Source organism: Nocardia brasiliensis (assembly GCF_042691675.1).
Classification (GTDB): Bacteria; Actinomycetota; Actinomycetes; order Mycobacteriales; family Mycobacteriaceae; genus Nocardia; species Nocardia brasiliensis_D.
Map to the genome: position 1 here is coordinate 450973 of NZ_CP170507.1, position 16121 is coordinate 467093.

23 protein-coding genes, 1 tRNA gene and 1 other RNA gene are annotated in these 16121 nt (G+C 66.7%); 10 read left to right on the forward strand and 15 right to left on the reverse strand.

From position 1 onward, the window contains the following. Positions 1 to 54 precede the first annotated feature (54 nt). Positions 55 to 207, forward strand: coding sequence for a hypothetical protein (locus tag ACFK0J_RS02385; RefSeq protein ID WP_378736133.1), 153 nt, complete (start codon positions 55 to 57; stop codon positions 205 to 207). Between the two features lie 357 nt (positions 208 to 564). Here ACFK0J_RS02385 and ACFK0J_RS02390 read toward each other — a convergent pair whose 3' ends face one another. After that, the gene (locus ACFK0J_RS02390) at positions 565 to 1032 is read right to left on the reverse strand and encodes a hypothetical protein (RefSeq protein ID WP_378736135.1); all 468 of its coding nucleotides are present in this window, start codon (positions 1030 to 1032) and stop codon (positions 565 to 567) included. Positions 1033 to 1273: 241 nt separating this feature from the next. Between ACFK0J_RS02390 and ACFK0J_RS02395 the strand changes: the two genes are divergently transcribed. From ACFK0J_RS02395 to ACFK0J_RS02410, 4 genes are all read left to right on the forward strand, one after another. Continuing rightward, the gene (locus tag ACFK0J_RS02395; RefSeq protein ID WP_378736137.1) at positions 1274 to 2050 is read left to right on the forward strand and encodes a hypothetical protein; all 777 of its coding nucleotides are present in this window, start codon (positions 1274 to 1276) and stop codon (positions 2048 to 2050) included. 89 nt (positions 2051 to 2139) lie between these two features. After that, on the forward strand, positions 2140 to 2517 hold the full coding sequence (locus ACFK0J_RS02400) for a hypothetical protein (RefSeq protein ID WP_378736139.1): 378 nt from the start codon (positions 2140 to 2142) through the stop codon (positions 2515 to 2517). After that, a complete protein-coding gene (locus ACFK0J_RS02405; protein WP_378736141.1) occupies positions 2510 to 2833 on the forward strand; it encodes a hypothetical protein in 324 nt (107 codons plus the stop codon). The genes ACFK0J_RS02400 and ACFK0J_RS02405 overlap by 8 nt, the downstream gene beginning before the upstream one ends. Next, positions 2830 to 3051, forward strand: a complete 222-nt coding sequence (locus ACFK0J_RS02410) for a hypothetical protein (RefSeq protein WP_378736143.1) — start codon at positions 2830 to 2832, stop codon at positions 3049 to 3051. Before ACFK0J_RS02405 ends, ACFK0J_RS02410 begins: the two co-directional genes overlap by 4 nt. Before the next feature lie 56 nt (positions 3052 to 3107). On the opposite strand, the gene ACFK0J_RS02415 is transcribed toward ACFK0J_RS02410, so the two are convergent. Next, a complete protein-coding gene (locus ACFK0J_RS02415; protein ID WP_378736145.1) occupies positions 3108 to 3293 on the reverse strand; it encodes a hypothetical protein in 186 nt (61 codons plus the stop codon). A gap of 511 nt (positions 3294 to 3804) precedes the next feature. On the opposite strand from ACFK0J_RS02415, the gene ACFK0J_RS02420 reads away from it, so the two are divergent. Beyond that, entirely contained in the window at positions 3805 to 4332 is a 528-nt protein-coding gene (locus ACFK0J_RS02420) for a hypothetical protein (RefSeq protein WP_378736147.1), read from the forward strand. 133 nt (positions 4333 to 4465) lie between these two features. On the opposite strand, the gene ACFK0J_RS02425 is transcribed toward ACFK0J_RS02420, so the two are convergent. The 11 genes from ACFK0J_RS02425 to ACFK0J_RS02475 form a co-directional block, all read right to left on the reverse strand. After that, positions 4466 to 4825, reverse strand: coding sequence for a hypothetical protein (locus ACFK0J_RS02425; protein ID WP_378736149.1), 360 nt, complete (start codon positions 4823 to 4825; stop codon positions 4466 to 4468). 362 nt (positions 4826 to 5187) lie between these two features. Continuing rightward, a complete protein-coding gene (locus tag ACFK0J_RS02430; RefSeq protein WP_378736151.1) occupies positions 5188 to 5562 on the reverse strand; it encodes a hypothetical protein in 375 nt (124 codons plus the stop codon). Positions 5563 to 5750: 188 nt separating this feature from the next. Continuing rightward, positions 5751 to 6578: a hypothetical protein gene (locus tag ACFK0J_RS02435; RefSeq protein ID WP_378736153.1), complete on the reverse strand. Its 828-nt coding sequence runs from the start codon at positions 6576 to 6578 to the stop codon at positions 5751 to 5753. A gap of 342 nt (positions 6579 to 6920) precedes the next feature. Then, positions 6921 to 7049 (reverse strand): hypothetical protein, encoded by a 129-nt coding sequence (locus ACFK0J_RS02440; protein ID WP_378736155.1) that lies wholly within the window; start codon positions 7047 to 7049, stop codon positions 6921 to 6923. Positions 7050 to 7058: 9 nt separating this feature from the next. Continuing rightward, the gene (locus ACFK0J_RS02445) at positions 7059 to 7310 is read right to left on the reverse strand and encodes a hypothetical protein (protein ID WP_378736157.1); all 252 of its coding nucleotides are present in this window, start codon (positions 7308 to 7310) and stop codon (positions 7059 to 7061) included. 133 nt (positions 7311 to 7443) lie between these two features. Beyond that, positions 7444 to 7851 carry a helix-turn-helix transcriptional regulator gene (locus ACFK0J_RS02450; RefSeq protein ID WP_378736159.1) on the reverse strand — a complete coding sequence of 136 codons (408 nt, stop codon included), beginning with the start codon at positions 7849 to 7851 and terminating at the stop codon, positions 7444 to 7446. A 140-nt stretch (positions 7852 to 7991) separates the two neighbouring features. Beyond that, positions 7992 to 8396, reverse strand: coding sequence for a hypothetical protein (locus ACFK0J_RS02455; RefSeq protein ID WP_378736161.1), 405 nt, complete (start codon positions 8394 to 8396; stop codon positions 7992 to 7994). Between the two features lie 97 nt (positions 8397 to 8493). After that, the gene (locus ACFK0J_RS02460; RefSeq protein ID WP_378736163.1) at positions 8494 to 8730 is read right to left on the reverse strand and encodes a hypothetical protein; all 237 of its coding nucleotides are present in this window, start codon (positions 8728 to 8730) and stop codon (positions 8494 to 8496) included. Between the two features lie 116 nt (positions 8731 to 8846). Continuing rightward, positions 8847 to 9467 (reverse strand): hypothetical protein, encoded by a 621-nt coding sequence (locus ACFK0J_RS02465; RefSeq protein ID WP_378736165.1) that lies wholly within the window; start codon positions 9465 to 9467, stop codon positions 8847 to 8849. Beyond that, the gene (locus tag ACFK0J_RS02470; RefSeq protein WP_378736167.1) at positions 9464 to 10705 is read right to left on the reverse strand and encodes a tyrosine-type recombinase/integrase; all 1242 of its coding nucleotides are present in this window, start codon (positions 10703 to 10705) and stop codon (positions 9464 to 9466) included. The genes ACFK0J_RS02465 and ACFK0J_RS02470 overlap by 4 nt, the downstream gene beginning before the upstream one ends. Before the next feature lie 137 nt (positions 10706 to 10842). Beyond that, positions 10843 to 10927 (reverse strand) — tRNA-Ser (locus ACFK0J_RS02475). A gap of 139 nt (positions 10928 to 11066) precedes the next feature. On the opposite strand from ACFK0J_RS02475, the gene ffs reads away from it, so the two are divergent. Continuing rightward, positions 11067 to 11161, forward strand: an RNA gene (gene ffs / locus ACFK0J_RS02480) — signal recognition particle sRNA small type. Positions 11162 to 11341: 180 nt separating this feature from the next. Further along, a complete protein-coding gene (locus ACFK0J_RS02485; protein ID WP_378736169.1) occupies positions 11342 to 12631 on the forward strand; it encodes an aminotransferase class I/II-fold pyridoxal phosphate-dependent enzyme in 1290 nt (429 codons plus the stop codon). A gap of 52 nt (positions 12632 to 12683) precedes the next feature. On the opposite strand, the gene ACFK0J_RS02490 is transcribed toward ACFK0J_RS02485, so the two are convergent. Beyond that, positions 12684 to 13490, reverse strand: coding sequence for a methyltransferase domain-containing protein (locus tag ACFK0J_RS02490; protein ID WP_378736171.1), 807 nt, complete (start codon positions 13488 to 13490; stop codon positions 12684 to 12686). 292 nt (positions 13491 to 13782) lie between these two features. Between ACFK0J_RS02490 and ACFK0J_RS02495 the strand changes: the two genes are divergently transcribed. Continuing rightward, a complete protein-coding gene (locus ACFK0J_RS02495; RefSeq protein ID WP_378736173.1) occupies positions 13783 to 14358 on the forward strand; it encodes an HhH-GPD-type base excision DNA repair protein in 576 nt (191 codons plus the stop codon). Between the two features lie 156 nt (positions 14359 to 14514). Next, positions 14515 to 14847, forward strand: coding sequence for a hypothetical protein (locus ACFK0J_RS02500; RefSeq protein WP_378736175.1), 333 nt, complete (start codon positions 14515 to 14517; stop codon positions 14845 to 14847). 109 nt (positions 14848 to 14956) lie between these two features. On the opposite strand, the gene ACFK0J_RS02505 is transcribed toward ACFK0J_RS02500, so the two are convergent. Further along, a complete protein-coding gene (locus ACFK0J_RS02505) occupies positions 14957 to 15874 on the reverse strand; it encodes a neutral zinc metallopeptidase (RefSeq protein ID WP_378736177.1) in 918 nt (305 codons plus the stop codon). Positions 15875 to 16121: the final 247 nt, after the last annotated feature.

The window sequence follows — 16121 nt, forward strand, 5'->3', positions numbered from 1 at the left end:
ATCCGAATTCTCTTGCCCAACAAAGCTTCCCGATAGGAACGCAAGGAGAACATCATGGGCCTTTTGTACAAGAGCATCGCGACGCTGACCTACACGGTCACGGTGATCGTGATCTACAACGCGATCGTAGCCTTCGCGCGCCAGCAAGTATTCGCAGAGCTTCGCGGCGCCACCTTTGGCGATGACGAATCCGAGCACCAACCGTGAGCTGTTGAACCGCACACGGCCCGGCCGTCCCGCCCGGACGACCGGGCCGGACCTCGTCAGGTCATCAGCCGCTACCGGAAGATTCCGTCGCTGATGATGGAGTAGAGGTCACCGCCGCCGACGGTGGATCGCGCTCTACTGTACAGCCGGACTTTCGCGAGCACGATATGCCCGAACACGACAGGTGATCGAACAGTACTTGGCGGGTCTGCCTGCCCTCTGCGGCACAACAATTTTCCCGCAGCCGCATGATCCGTCCGCCATGCCTAACACACTCGGACCGGACCGAGTTCACGACCTGGCCCAACGAAGGTCGGCGGGTAGAGGAGCCGTTTCTACCCGCCGTGCCGTTCACAGTTAGCGGACGCGGATTCCGTAGCGGGGGCTGGGGAAGGTCTCGGGGTCGACACCGGGCCACTTCTCCTCGGCGCGCAAGCGGTCGCGCAGGTCACGCAAGTACTTGTGGTGGGCCAGGTATCCGTTCTCGCCTTCGAGGAACTCGGTGCGGACCTTGGCAGCGATCTTGTCGATGGGTCGCTTGGTGCTGACCTTGATGCGCTCGTGCCAGTACTCGGCGTTCTCGTCGTAGTAGAGGTCCGGCAGGTCGTAGGTGAGCCCGACCACCTCCACTCGGTGCTTGCCGACGGGGGAGACCCGTATCTTTTGGCGCTGCGGTCCGTTGAGGTACGCCTCGCACGTGCCGTTCATGTACGGGTACAGCGTCCAGCCGGGCTCCCAATGCCCGGCCAGGCGTTCGGTGAAGTCGGCCAGGTCCATGCCGGTCAAGAAGTCGGGCAGTGCGGTGTGGTTGGTGTCGCTGGTCATTGCGAATCCTTTCGTGCTGGTTGATTGCTGCGACACCATGAACGCTCTGCACCCCGCCACGAGTCAAGCCCAGGGTGTATCGAAAATTGTTGGTGGACAACAGATTTCATTAACACCCAGCTTGACTTCGGTGGCGGCGAGAGCGTTCATGGTGTCGTAGCCCGAACACACCGGCAGCACACCGGGGGCTACCGCCCCGACCGGGGCATGACCACCCACCCACACCTTTCGAGGAGCTGTCATGTCCGACACCACCACGACCACCGAACCCACCACCGCCGACAAGCTCTGGGTCGCGCTGCACGAAGCACCCGGTGCCACCTCCGCCGAACTCGCCGAGCGCGCCGGAATCGGCGGCTCCACCGCCCGCAAGCTCCTGGTTGCCCTGGAGCGCACCGGCGGCGCGTACCGCACCGAAGGCGAATCCGATGGCAGTGCCCGCCGCCCCGCCGACCGCTGGTGGCCGAACACCGCCTCCGGCGATACCGACGGCGCGAGCGAGACCCTCGCCGACGAGACCGCCGAAGTCCCCGCTGAATCGGCCGACATCGCGACAACGGCGCACGACCCGGCCACGCCCACCACCGGCGAGGACAACGCGACAGCGGGCGAGGACGAGGCCGACGCCGCAGAACCCGGGATCACCTCCGCCGCTACGGATCTCGACGAAGCCATCGACACCAGCGCCGAGCCCGCCGCCGAGAACGCTGAACCGGCCGAGCAGGACGACGCCACCGAACCGGCGACCGACGAGACCGACGAGACCGACGCCGAGGCGACCTTGGACGCCAAGGAATCGGTCAAGCCGCAGCGACTGGGCAAGGGGGTGCTACGGGGGATGGTCGAGGACTTCCTCACCGATTGCCAGGGCCGGGAATTCACCCCCGGCGAGATCGCCAAGGACCTGGAGCGCTCCGCCGGGGCCATCCACAACGCCCTGGAAAAGCTGGTCGCCGACGGCACCGCCATCCGCACCTGCGACGCGCCCAAGCGATACACCCTCGCCGCCGACGAGTAGCGGATCCAACGCCCAGCCTCGGGCACCGGCCGACCGGCCGGTGCACCTGGCTGGCCGTTGGAACCCATCATGAAAGGGGCGCAAAAGCCATGCCCGACAGCGATATCCGATATCAGACCTATGGCGAGGTCGTCGCCCGGCTCGTCGTCGACCCCGGTGCGCGGATCACCCATGCCGAGGCCCGGACCATCGCATGGCGATGGTTCACCGACTACTACGGCGGCACGCCTTGGAACGGCGAGGAATTCTTCAGCCTCGCTCACTGGTGCGACGGTGGACCGCACGCCGAGCAGATCGCCCGGAGCCAGCTGGCCGCCGAAGCCGAGCGACTGTTGGCCGAAGTCCGGCATCCGGCTATCGCGACGCGATGGCACACCTGGGATCCGGCAGGTGACCCGCACACCGCCGCCCTGGCCGTCGCCGCATTGGCCGAGTTCCTGCACGCAGGGGCAGGTCAGGATGGCTAGGCCGACCTACGGCGACGTCGCCCGCCGCGCCTATCGGGACGAGGGGGCGGGCCTCGTGCTCACCGAGGATGAAGCAAAAGTCGTCGCCGCCGGATGGGTCGGCCAGTTCTACTGCCTCGAGTTGTATCGATGGGTCTGTGGCTTCACCGCGATCGACCTGAAAACCCTCGTCAGCGAAGCGCACAAGCTCCTCGATGACCTCGCTCTCCATCGCGATGATTGGCCACACGCCGGACAAGCCGAGCCCAGCATTGCCGCCGCCTCCGCCTTGGTGAGGTATCTGGAGGCTTGGCAGGACAAGGGGATACGGAAATGAGCGGGCGAAGCGAGATCCGGATCGTGCTCACCGTTGTCGAGGCCGATGCCGACGGGCCTCTGCGGTGTGAGGTCCGGATCAACGATTGGCCGTGCGGGCACGTTGCCCGCGTACCCACCGGCTGGCGCAAGGTCAGCGACAGCACTGGCCGCACGCGCGGCCCGTTCTTCGACACCGCCGAGACCGCCGCGCTGGCGCTGGCCGGTGAATGGGGCTGACCCCCGACGAGCGATGCCGCCCGGCGTACCCGGGCGGCATCGCGGCCTCTCGGGGGCTAGCCGACCTTGAGCAGCTTCCAGAACCCGCCGCGCGCGGCGGCGGCCTCCCAGGCGGCGACGGCCGCGGGCTCGGCGGTGTCGCCGAAATCCGCGTCATCGAAATACTCGGTGTCGGAGAGGGTCTCGTCGAAGGGCATCCCGTTGTTGTCGTACTCCTGCACGATGTAGAGGTTGTTGGCCATCGCCTCGTCCTTCCCGTTGTGGTTGTTTCGTCCACACCATGAACCCCTCTGCCGGGCGAGAAAGTCGACCGTTGCGACGCATAATCGACTGGTCGACAGGACATTACGTAGATTCGCGGCGATACGTGCTATGGCGCTCACCGGACTCCGGCCTTCGGCGGGACCTCGATGAACGAAAGAACCGACCGTCCCTCCCTGGTGTGGAGCGGGCGGTCGGCCGTGGTTCGACATTAGCGTGCTGGTCGTCGATCCATCCACCCGATTAGTGTTGTCCGTCTCAACCCCGACACCGGACAGACGTGGGGCAAGCCCGAACCCGGCTGGGGCGCCCGCCGAAGTCGAACGTCCGCGGCTGATCTCAACGCTGAGGCGGAGTTCCGGGCTCGTCGCCGCGCCGGGCCGCGCAACGACCGCGGGGCACTCGCTCGCCGGCCGCGACAGAGTGCTGCGATCGAGCAGAATCGCGGCGCGTATCCGCCCGGCGCCCCGGCCGCACTTCTACAGTGCGTGCATGACTTCCGATACCGCGCTGTGGCAGCCCCGCAGTGCCCGTGACCACGACTGCGCCGCCGCCGTCCAGGCGCTGACCGCGAAGTTCTTCCGCGACGACGACCTGGGCGCCTCGTATGCGCCTGCCCAGCTCAAGCAGGCGATCGAGCTGATGTCGGTGCTGAACCGCTATCTCAGCAACGCGATCGCAACGCCGGGCTGGCATGGCGCACCCGACCCGGCGCACCGCTTCGAGCTGACGTGCGCGCTGACCGATATGGCCTACGAGCAGCGCCGCTTGTACTGGGGCCTGGCGCGATGGGCCAAACAGAGTCACGAATACGACGAGCTGGACGCCTCGCAGGCGTTCACCGCCGCGCACCGGTTCCTCGATGCCCGCCGCCATGTCGCCGAGCTCGGCGACGCGCTCACCCAAGCCCACAGCTACATCGGCCAGAGTTGCGACCGGGCTTGTACCCGGCACGAGGGCATTGCCAACTACACCGATGACACCGACGAGGACTACGACATGGACTTCCACGACCTGTGATCTCCGCTTACGCAGACGATTTCATCAGGGGGGACAGAGAAGAAGAGGGCGCACGCGGTGCGCCGGAGGGGCGTTCACGCGCTGACGACGCCGAAGAGGTGGCGGCGCAGGGCCGCCACCTCGAACCGTTCGGCTAGGAAGCGTCCGGGAAGGTCCAAGAGCCGATCGTGCCGTCGTCGCTGGCATAGGCGATGGTGCCCGTGGCTCCGGCCTGTTCCAGGTAGTCGAAGGCGTCTTCGGCTTCCGAGGCGTCGCGCTGTCCGGTGAGGTGAATGGTCACGCTCCCGTCGTCGTTGCGCTTGATCTCGGGATCGTCGAAGCATTCGAACTCTCTGGCCAGGTTCTCGGCGATGGCGCTGACCAGGTCGTCGCCGGGCTCGGTCTCCACCATCCAGTAGTGCTCGGTCAGCAGGTTCGCGGCGGCTTGCACCGCGTCGGCGTCCGCGCTGGGCGCGGGGAAGGTGATGGTGGCGTCGAAGTTGATGGTGTCCATCGTGGGCTCCCTTGTGTCGGTGATCTGTCCTGTCGGGCGGGTCCGACCCCGCTCCAACGAGTCCAACATTACAACGGTCGAGTAGTTATTACAACAGTCTGGTCAGGTAAAACTGTTGTGCTGCAACATCTTTCGACCGCTCTGGGCATGTGCGCGGCTCGCTCGGCATCGGATGGGTCGCTGCCCTCGGGGAGAAAACTCGACGGGCACGGGATCCCGCGCCGACCCCGGGGGGTCGTCGTCGCGGGTTCGTGTGGCGGTGCCGTCCGGGATCGGCGGGGAAATCTCGCGGAAGGGCGGCCTGGGGGCCGAAACGGGCATTGCCCTGGGCGAGTGTGCTCGTCGCCCAGGGCAATACGTGATCAGTGTGCGGTCAGCAGCCGGTGGACTTTCTGCGCGTGGTGCGTGGTTTCCAGCAGCTGGAACGCCGCCGCCTCGAGCAGGTAGTTATCGCTGCCGTCGGGTGCGCGCTGGATCATCACCAGGTTCACTCCGCTGACCCAGGTCAAGATCGCCATGAGGGCGGCGCTACGGGCGTCCTCGGATATCGGCTCGCTACTGAGCTTTCGGCGGGCCGCGACCATCGCGTCGAGCGCGTCGTCGATGCTCACCTCCGTCATTGTCGGCATCGGGATCGGCTTCGTGAGCGTGTCCAGGAATCCGGCGATCTCGTCGTAGGTGTGCATGGCGAGCGCGCCGATCTTCTCGGCGTTGTTGTCGTACTGGTCGAGGTTCATCTCGATCCCTTTCGTCGTGTGGTGATCTGTCGCGCCGGGCGGGTTCCGACCCCGTCCAACGACACCCACATTACAACGGCAGGGTAGTGCTTACAACAACGTAGACAATGAAAACTCTTCTACCACAACAGTTTTCAAAACACACCGTGCTCTGGGCGAATCGGCGATCCGCCCAGGGCAAGAGGTGCTCAGGCGTCGGCCGAGAGCTCGGGCATGCCGATGCGGCGCACAGTGAAGGACAGGTCATTCGTGCCGGGGTCCTGAGTGACGGCCACGATGGTGTCGCCGGGGCGTAGATCGTCGGCCGGAGTCTGCACCAGATCCGGCTGCGTTGCGCCGGTTTCGTGAGGCACCCATCCCAGGGATGCCAGGGTTGTTTCGAGGGTGAGGCCGTGGCCGTTCATGCGGTGGCGGATCACCTCGGTCGGGATATGGGTCAGGCGAGCCCAGTCCTCGAGACCCATCCGGACTCCGAACGCATCGAGGGGGACGCCGGTGCCGAGCGTGCTACGCGAGTGGGGCTCCTGGGTGATCGCCTGCTCCGGATCCCATCCCTGCCGGATGCGCTTGCGGATGGTCATCGCGGTGCACTTGGCCCGCTCGTCAACGCCCCATTGGTACAGCGGTTTCGTTTCACCGAACGCGCTGACCGCCACCATGAAGTGCGGTCCGTCGGCTCCTTTGGCGAGCGCGTCGGCGAAGCTCATGCGGCCAACGGTGATTCGCCGGTAGAGGGTGTGATAGTTGATCCCGCTCTGCTCGGCCCAGCCGAGCAGAGTCCGAGTGTGCCCGTCGTGGGTGAACTCAAGCACGGGCCGTTCGTGTTTGGGGCGGGTGACCGCGTCCTCGGGTTCCCAGCCCAGCGCGAGCCGAGTCCGCAACGTCCCCCGCGACACGGTACACCGAGGGTCGATCGACCATTGCTTGAGCGACTTGGCCTCGCCGAAGGCGGTGATCATCCCGCGCGCCTTTTCCCACTCGTAGCGGTCTTCGCGCGGCTTCTGCGGTTTGCTCATGCGCGGTCACCGCGCGGGAACCGAAGGTGGCGAACGAGATTGCGGTGGCGCGGTATTCGGAGCTGCCGTAATTCCACGCCCTGCATGTGTGTGCTGTCGAGGTTCATCGCGAACCCTTCCGTGTTGCCGGTGATCTGTCGTGCCAGGCGGGTCCGACCCCGCGCCGACGACACCGACACTACAAACAGAACAACGGTAATGGAAGCATCATCGCGATGAAAACCCTTGTACGGCAACATATTTCGGCGTACAACACTACCGGCAGGTGCCGGGCCGGGGGAGTCCTCGACGTGCGGATGCCCGGCGCGCTGGGTGCGCGCCGGGCATCGTTGTGGTGATCGGTCAGATCGAGGTCACCATGTCCAGGGCGAGGTGGGCGCGCAGGTCGGTGGCCAGTATCTGGTAGTAGGCCGCTTCGAGTAGCCAGGCGTCGCTGCCGTCGTCGTCGGGCTCGACCGCCGCCAGGGTCACGGCGGTGAGTCAGCCCAGTAGTGTCGCCGCGATCGCGTCGCAGGTTCCCGCGTCGAGCGGCATGTCGTGCAGCGCTGTGCGCGCGCTGGCGAGTTCGCCGAGCGCGTCGTTGAGGTCGGCGGCGGGGAGCGGATTCACCGTGATCGGGATCGGCAGTGCGGCAAGGATTTCCGCGATGACGCCGTGGGTGTGCCTGCTCAGTGCCGCGACCTTGTTCAGGGTGAATTCCTGGGTGCGCTCGTCGTCGTGTTGGTTGCTCATGGTGAGTCCTTCCTGGTTGCCGGTGATTCGTCCGCCGGGTGGGTCCGACCCCGCTCGACGGCACCGACACTACGATGGAAGAGTAGTAACTACACCGATGCTCAAGGTGAAATATGTTGCCCTGAACAGGTTTTCATGACTTCGGCCGTAGATACTTCCGGCGTGCGGCGAGGTCGGCGTCGACGGTGGCGCGACGCCAGCGCTTGACCCCGTTCTCGTCCTCGTCCGGGGCGGGGTACTGGCCTCGTGAGACGTAGGCGGCGATCGTGCCTCGGGCCTTGCCGGTGTAAGCGGCGATCTGGGCGATGGTCAGCAGCTCGTCCGGATCGCCGGGTGTCTGGGCGGGGGCCGGTGGTAGGCCGATCGCGGCTTCGATGTCGCTGGCGAGGTACTCGTTCCAGTGACCGCGTCGCCCGACCGGCGCGGGCCAGCCGGGCTTGACCATCCACACCTTCTGCACCGTGGCCAACGCCCGGCCGTAGCGCTGAGCGATTTCAGGCGCGATCCACCGTGGCGCGGCGGGGCCGTCTGGGCTTACCATCGTGTGTTGACCCCCTTTCTGGGTTGGTCGATTTGTCTGGCCAGCGGGGTTCCGACTCAGGGGTTCGCCTCGCCCCGCTGGCCACCAAACCGTCAACGGGCGGATGCCCGGCGCGCAGCGCGCCGGGCATCCGCTGTCGTTCAGTCCTGCAAGCCGTCGAGCTCCTCGGTCGAGATCTGGCCGGTGAGCAGGCCGTAGGCGATGCTCACCTGCTCGCTGACCCGGTACATGCTCAGCAGCGCCGCGCGCAGCAGCCACTCCGCGTCACCGGGGTTGTCGAAGGCGGTGTTGGTCAAGGTCAGCCCGCCCAGGAAATCGAGTATCGCCGTGTTCAGCACACCCTCGTGTACCGGGTGCGTCGGCAGCTCACGCATGAGCTGGCGGGCGTTGAGCAGGGCGTCGATAGCTGCGGATTCCTGCGCGTCCTCGGGTACCTCGATCTTGATCGGGATGTCGAGCAGTAGCAGGACCTTGGCGATGCGGGCGTGGTTGCGGTCTGTGACCTCGCTGAGCATGGCCAGCAGGTCGTCGTGTTCGTCGCTCATGTGAGCCCCTTCCGGGTTGTTGGTGATTTGTCCGCCGGGCGGGTCCGACCCCGCCCAACGGCACCAACATTACAACAAAAGAGTAGTGATTACAACGCTATCGGCGGGGGTCGTCCACCAACTCGAACCTGTCGAGTCCCGCCGCGTCGCCGGTGGCCCAGAAGTGCCGGCCGGGCAACTCGCCCGCGGGCAGACCCGCCTGCTCGGCGATCACCGACGCCGCCACCAGCAACGGCGCACGGCCTTCATGCCACGGCGTCGCCAGCTGCGCCACCGCGTCCGCACCCTCGCCGTACACCAAGATGCACCGCACCTGCACCCGCTCCTCGGTCATGATCACCATTCTCGTCCATCTCCCGATCGATCGGCGTGGGGCAACGGTGTCGGCCACGACAGCGGGGCGACCCGGATCTTGCCGAGTCGCCCCGCTGGATTGCCTGCGGCCGGTGCCTACTGTTCCCCGACGGCCGTGGCCAGCACCTCCGGATGTGCCCGGAGGAACCCTCCGTTGTCGGGGAAGCCCAGATGTGCCGCGATCAGCGGCCAGGGCACGCCCGCTTCGGCCATCCACTGGGCACACGTCACCCGCAGCACCGCCACGCCGGGACGCGCCCCGCCGAGCATCTCGTCGGAGACCGCCGCGACCGCCGGAGTCCAGACCCGGCGCACGTAGCGCGTGAGCAGCCCCGGCCCGCTCGCCCCGCCGATGCGGAACAACTCCTCACCCGTCCCGCCCAACTCCAGCCGAGCCACCAGCTCCTCGGGCAGATAGATCCGGCGCGGCGCGGGCGAATCCACCAGCTCCCACCGATTGCCCCGACGCCGCCAGTAACGGCGGACTTCACACGCACCGGTGCCGGGGTCGATGTCGGTCTCGGCATGGGCGAACGCCTCGGCCAGGCGCTCGCCGGAGAAGGCCAGATAGTCGGTCAACAGCCGCCATTGGTGCGCGGGCATCCGCTCGATGATCGCCGCGTACTGCGCGCGCTGCAGCGGCGTCGGTGGCCGCATCCGCGAGCGGCGGGCGGCACCGGTACCGCCGCCGATGTCGTTGTGCTCCATGGTGATCACGCCGCCTTCGCGAACGCCGGGGTGTCATAGACCGGAGCGGGCAGCGAGATCACCTTCGCTAGGGTGGGCGGCAGCGGTGTGAGCTCGGGCGGCAGCGGTGCGGGCTGGCTGGGTTGCGGTGCGAGTTTCGCGCCGATCACCGCCGCCGCGTCGGCGGCGGCCCGGCGGTCGAGGTGACCGTAGGTGTCCACGGTGGTCTTGATCGACTCGTGCCCGAGATGGGCCTGCACCACGTGGATCGGCACTCCGGCCGAGAGCATCCACGCCGCACAGGTGTGGCGCATGTCATGGATGCGAGGCCGCTTGCCACCCAGCGGGTCGTTCGCCGCGAGCGAGAGCGCGTCGCGGGTGGGCACCCACACGTCCTTGTAGAAGTGCGAGATGCTCAACGGCTCACCGTCGATGGTGCAGAACAGCCACGCGTCGAGGTCGCGCCCGTCGAGCGGGAGCTTGGCGACCAGACCACCGGGAAGATTGATCGTGCGGGTGGACTTGCGGGTCTTCGGCGCGCCCAGACGGCGCTTGCCACCGGTGTACTTCCACGCCTTGTGAATTCGCGCGGTCAGCGCCGCGCGGTTGATGTCGCGCACGCGCAGCGCGGTCACCTCGCCCCAGCGCGCGCCCGAGGCCACCAGGAACTCCACAAGTAGTCGCCACCGCTCGGGCAGTGCGCGCAGCAGGGCGGCGAACTCCTCGGGTTCGAGGTGGTCCATCTCCGCGCGCACCACACGCGGCAGCTCGGTCTGCTCGCACGGGTTGGACGGAATCACTCCCCGGCGGGCGAGTTTCTTGAGGATGCCGAAGAGCACACCGTGTTTGTTCGCAATGGTTTTCGCGGCGTTGCCGACGTTCTCGGCGAGGTGGTTGATCCACCGGCCGATCACCGTCTCGCAGAACACCGTCACCGGAGACTTGGCTCCGAAGAACGGCTCGATGTCGTTGACCAGCACCCGCCGATAACGGTGCCGGGTGCCCGGCTCCACCCCGGTCATGCTGTCGATGATCTCGGTGAAGGCATCGTGGATGTTGGGCACATCCGTTGCAGCGGCCTCGTTCTCGGCTTCCGCGTACAGGAAGGCCAGCGCCTCGGCCGGACCGTAGAGATTGAGGACCGCCTGCCACCGCTTCGCCTCGTCGAGAGTGTCGAAGCGTTCGGAGCACTGACGTTTGTTGTGCCGGAACAGGACTTGGAAATACGAGGGGCCGCGCTTGGTCGTGCGTTCGCGGATGCTGGGCATCGGGTCACCTTCGGGTTCGCGCCTACAGGAATGTGTCGGTGCGCCGAATCGAGCCTCAGATGCACGGTCGTGTTGACCGCATGTTGACCGCAACCCGGGGGCTATCCGAAAATAGCCCCCGACCTGCGTCTTCTCTGCGGAGGATAGGGGATTTGAACCCCTGAGGGCGTTAACCCAACCCGCGTTCCAGGCGAGCGCCATAGGCCACTAGGCGAATCCTCCGTGGAGCAGCATACCGGTACGGGGCGGGTGGGCGCCAAACGGGTCCATGTGGGCCAGAAAAGTCCCTGTTCGGTCCACTTTTGACCCGAGTATGGGCACCCGGAGGATGGCGGTGGGCGGGGGAGCGGCTACACTGGCCGACGGATCCCGCGCGGCGCGCATCCTGTGAACTCCCCCAGGGCCGGAAGGCAGCAAGGGTCAATGGGCTCTGCCGGGTGCGCGGGGTCCCCTTAATCTCGGGGGCCCGCACGGACCGCGGTCCGGCTGTCGAATATCGCCTCCAAATCAGAGCAACACACGGGTAACGTGAACACGGTCCGTCGGTGCACGATGCGCTCGGCGGGCTGAATGTCCGGCCGCCGCACATCGGTCCGGCCACAACCCACGTCCCGCTGCTTCGAAAGGCTGCCCAGGATGCCCCGGCAAACGCAGATCGGTTTGATGAGCCACGAGGAACTCGTGTCCGAGCACGAGACTCAGAACGCGAACTACGCGACGCTCAAGACCGAGAAGCTCACGCTGGACCTGACCCGAGGGAAACCCTCTCCGGAACAACTCGACCTGTCCGCCGAACTGCTTTCGCTGCCCGGCGACGGTGACTACCGTGACGGCACCGGCACCGACTGCCGCAATTACGGCGGCCTGCACGGACTTCCGGAACTGCGGGCGATCTTCGGTGAGCTGCTCGGCATCCCGGTGGACAACCTGCTGGCGGGCAACAACGCCAGCCTCGAACTCATGCACGACGTGCTCGCCTTCGCGATGCTGTACGGCACCAACGACTCCGAGCGCCGGTGGGCCGCCGAGGACAAGTTGAAGTTCCTGTGCCCGAGCCCCGGCTACGACCGGCATTTCTCGATCACCGAGGTGCTCGGCTTCGAGATGATCCCGGTCCCGATGCACCACGACGGTCCGGACACGCGCGCCATCGCCGCGTTGATCGCGAACGACCCACAGATCAAGGGTTTGTGGGCGGTGCCGAATTATTCCAACCCGTCCGGCGTCACGTTCTCCGAAGATGTTGTCCGGGACCTGGTTTCGATGCCCGCCGCAGCACCCGACTTCCGTCTGATCTGGGACAACGCCTACGCCGTGCACCCGCTGACCGACACCGCGGCCCCGGTGATCGACGTGCTCGGCCTGGCCGCCGCGGCCGGAAACCCCAACCGTCCCTTGGTCTTCGCCTCCACCTCGAAGATCACCTTCGCGGGCGCGGGCGTCAGCTTTCTCGGCGGCTCTACCGCGAACCTGGACTGGTACCTCGGGCACGCGTCGAAGAAGAGCATCGGCCCGGACAAAATCAACCAGCTGCGCCATCTGCGCTTCTTCAAGAACGCCGACGGCGTGCGCGCGCACATGCAGAAGCATCGCGCCATCCTGGAACCGAAATTCGCACTGGTGCTGCGCATCCTGGAGGATCGGCTGGGCGCGTCCAAGGTCGCGTCCTGGACGGAGCCCAAGGGCGGCTACTTCATCAGCCTGGATGTCCTGGAGGGCACCGCGGGACGGGTGATCGCGCTGGCCAAGGACGCGGGCATCGCGCTCACCGCGGCCGGTTCGGCGTTTCCGTACCGGAATGACCCGGACGACAAGAACATTCGGATCGCGCCCAGCTTCCCGAAGCTGCCCGAACTGGAGAAGGCGATGGACGGCCTGGCCACCTGCGTACTGCTCGCGGCCACCGAGAAGCTGCTCGGCAAGTAGATCGACGACAGCGGGCGCGTACCGAGGTACGCGCCCGCTGCGCTGTTCGGGGTCAGTTCGGTTTGTGCGCCAACACGGCGAACATCGTCACCGAGAGATGGATATCGCCACTGGCCGCGCCTGCTTCCAGGTCGTCGATCAGCTGCGCGCGCTGCTCCTCGGTGATCACACCGCGCGCCACCGCCATCGCCGAGATGCGGGTGACCAGCGAGCCGACGCCGACGGTGCGATCCTGCACCAGCGCGTGCGAACCGATCTCGTCGATCACCAAGCCCGCCTTGGTCAGTTGGCCGGGCAGTTTGCGGCCGGAGAACGGGTTGGTGGTCGCGGAGATCAGCGTGTCGACCACCTCGCGGACCACCTGCCGCTCGCCGGGATGCACGATCGCCGTGCCCCAGTCGCTGTCCATCACCACGACGCGGCCGCCGGGGCGCAGCACGCGGGCGATCTCGTTGGCGGCGCGGGCGGGCGCGGTCAGATGCTGGAACACTCGCTCGCACAACGCGGCATCGAAACTGTTCGCGCCGAACGGCAGGCCGTAGGCGTCGCCGGAATGGAACTTGGCGGTCGAACCGGTCTGCGCGGCCCGACGTTCCGCGGAGGCGAGCAGGTTCGGGTCGGGTTCGACGCCCACCGCCACGCCGTCCGGACCGACCACGTCGGCGAAGGCCATCACCTCCGTGCCGGTCCCGGAGCCGATGTCGACCGCGCGTTCGCCCGGCTGGAGTGCGAGCGCGGCGTGCGCCCATTCCCGCAACCGGCGGATGCCGGGCAACGCGGCCTGTAGGTCGCGAACGTCGACGAGTTGATCCTGGCCTGCTCGGTCGAACCGATCCGGGCGCAATGTATAGGTGTTCATGGGCCCGTTTCCATCCCTAGCCGTGCCCATCGTGTGGGGAGCCGATATAGGTACTGCCGTCTGCTGAGGCATGCGCAGGAGCCTACGCGCGGCCCCATACCGGCGCACGCCAGGCCTGTGAGCCCTGTCACCGCCGGACCGAACGGCGCATAGGCGCGCCCAGTTCATGATCAACGGCGCGTGGCCGCGGCGAATAGCGAGAAGAGGTCCCGTGGAGGACGCCTTCATGCGTCTGGACAGATGAGATGATCGAATCCGTCCGAGCAGTTTGTCACGGTGGGAAGGAATGGCGATGAGTCGCAAGCTTTGCCTAGCGCAGGAGGTCGAGGCAGACGAGCTGTTAACCGAGGACCATTTCGCCACCCTGCTCGGCATGCTGCTCGACCAGCAGTATCCGATGGAACACGCCTTCCGCGGCCCGAAAAAGATCGCCGACCGCATGGGTGGTTTCGACATCCACCGCATTGCCGAGGCCGACCCCCAAGAATTCGAAGACCTCTGCGCCACCCCACCCGCCATCCACCGCTACGGCCGATCGATGGCGCGGCGTGCCCAGGAACTGGCGCGCTACATCATCGAGAACTACGACGGCAAAACCGAGAACCTGTGGAAGAAGGACAAGCCCGACGGCAAAGAGGTGCTCCGCCGCCTGAAAGCACTGCCAGGATTCGGTGAGCAGAAGGCAAAGATCTTCCTCTCACTGCTCGGTAAACAGCGCGGCGTCCAGCCGGTGGGCTGGCGGGAAGCCGCAGGTGCCTACGGTGACGAAGGCTCCCGCCGTTCCGTCGCCGACGTAACCGATGCCGAATCGCTCGCGCAAGTCAGGGAATTCAAGAAGCAGGCGAAGGCGGCAGCCAAACAGGGGTAATGGGTGCACCCGTGCTGCCGTCGATGCGCTGTTTGCGGGCGGACTCGCCCGGGGGCTCGCACCGGAAACCGGTGCAGTGGCGGGTTATTGGCAGCGGTCGGGCGTTGTTGGGGACCACTGTTTACCGGGATCGTCGGGGGCGGAAGGAGTGGTCTGATGAGGCGACGTCCAGCGGCGGTTGGTTATCTGCGCCGGGATATCTCCGGTGCTCGGCAGCAGTGGGATGAGGTGTTGATTCGGAGTTTGGCGCAGCGGTTCGGATATGACCTTGCCAAGACTGTGGTGTTCGGTGCGGAGACCGAGGACGTCGTCGGCAGGTTGTTGAGTGTGGCGCAGCGGCTGGAGACGGATGCGGTGATCGTCCCCAGCACAGCACATTTCGAGGGGGACGTGCCCGACGAACTGGTGCAGGTGTGCGACGTGATCACCGTGGCACCGGAGAACACGTACGCGAGGCGGGCGAGTTCCCCTTTTGTCGACGGGGCGTAAGGCCCCTGCCCGATTTGGAGTTCGCGGACTTGGTCAGGACAACGCACATCGGACAACTGGTCGACCGGTGGGTGAAGCGCGGCATAGGCGTGCGAAGACGCCTCGCGGGTTAACTCACGGCGCCGGGTGCGGCGGTGAAGGTATTGCAGTGGGCGGCACGGTTTTTGTCCAGACCGGTCTCGAACCACAGCCCGCCGTTTTCGGAGGTGCCGTGGTCGCGCATGTCGCCGGCTTGGTCGCCGCGGCCGTAGGCGTCTTTGCGGGCCAGGTTGAGCTGGGAATCGGTGAGCGAGCCGCCGCCGGATGACGATGCCAGGTACATGCCGTCGAAGCAGTTGGCCTGCAACTCGACTCGGCGGGAGAGTTCGAGACCGCGACTGCTGCGCGGGCCCGCGTCGGCGCGCTCGCTGTTGGCTTTGCGCAGGATGCCGGACATGGCTTGGATGTGGTGGCCGTATTCGTGCGCGAAGACGGACAAGTAGACGACCCAGTTGTCCCTGAAGAAGTCGGTTTGCAACTGGCTGATCGGCATGTAGATGGTTTTGTTCGCCGGGCAGTAGAAGGCGGCGAAGTTGCTGGTGGAACCGGTGCAGGGCGTGGTGATGCCGGTGGTGGTCGCGCTGACGTGCAACGCGGGCGGCTGGAACGGCAGCTTTGCCTTCTGCATCACCGGTTTCCACGCGGCCTCCAGGCAGCCCGCCGCGCTTTCGAAGAACTCGCGCGCGGCATCCACCTGGGTGCCCCATGGGGAGTACGCGCAGCGCGCGGGGACGAGGGTGGCGTTCGGGTCGACCAGCAGCGGGTTGGCCGCGGTCTCGGCCGGACCGGATGACCCATCGGGGGCGAAGGTGAGACTCGGCGCCGGGCCGGATGCGTCGCCGTCGTCCTTGCCGGTCGATATCGCGTTGCGCACCAGGCCACCCGCGACCAGGAAAACCACTACGACCAGCACCGCGATCCACGCACCGCCGCCACCGGACCGGCGGCGCGGCGGGTACGGCGGACGGCCGGGCGGACCATACGGCATCGGCGGCGGAACCGGCGCGCGATGTCCGGGCGGCGGACCGTATCCGGGCGGCGAATAACCGGGTGGCGGACCATATCCCGGTGGCGGACGATTACCTGGCGGCGCGTAGCCGGGCGGCGGACCGTACCCCGGCGGCGGACCATAGCCCGGCGGCTGACCGTGCCCTGGCGGCTGGCCGTACCCCGGCGGCGGAGCAGCGGGCTGTCGGTGCCCGGGCGCGGGCGCGACCGGTCGCCCACCAGGCGGA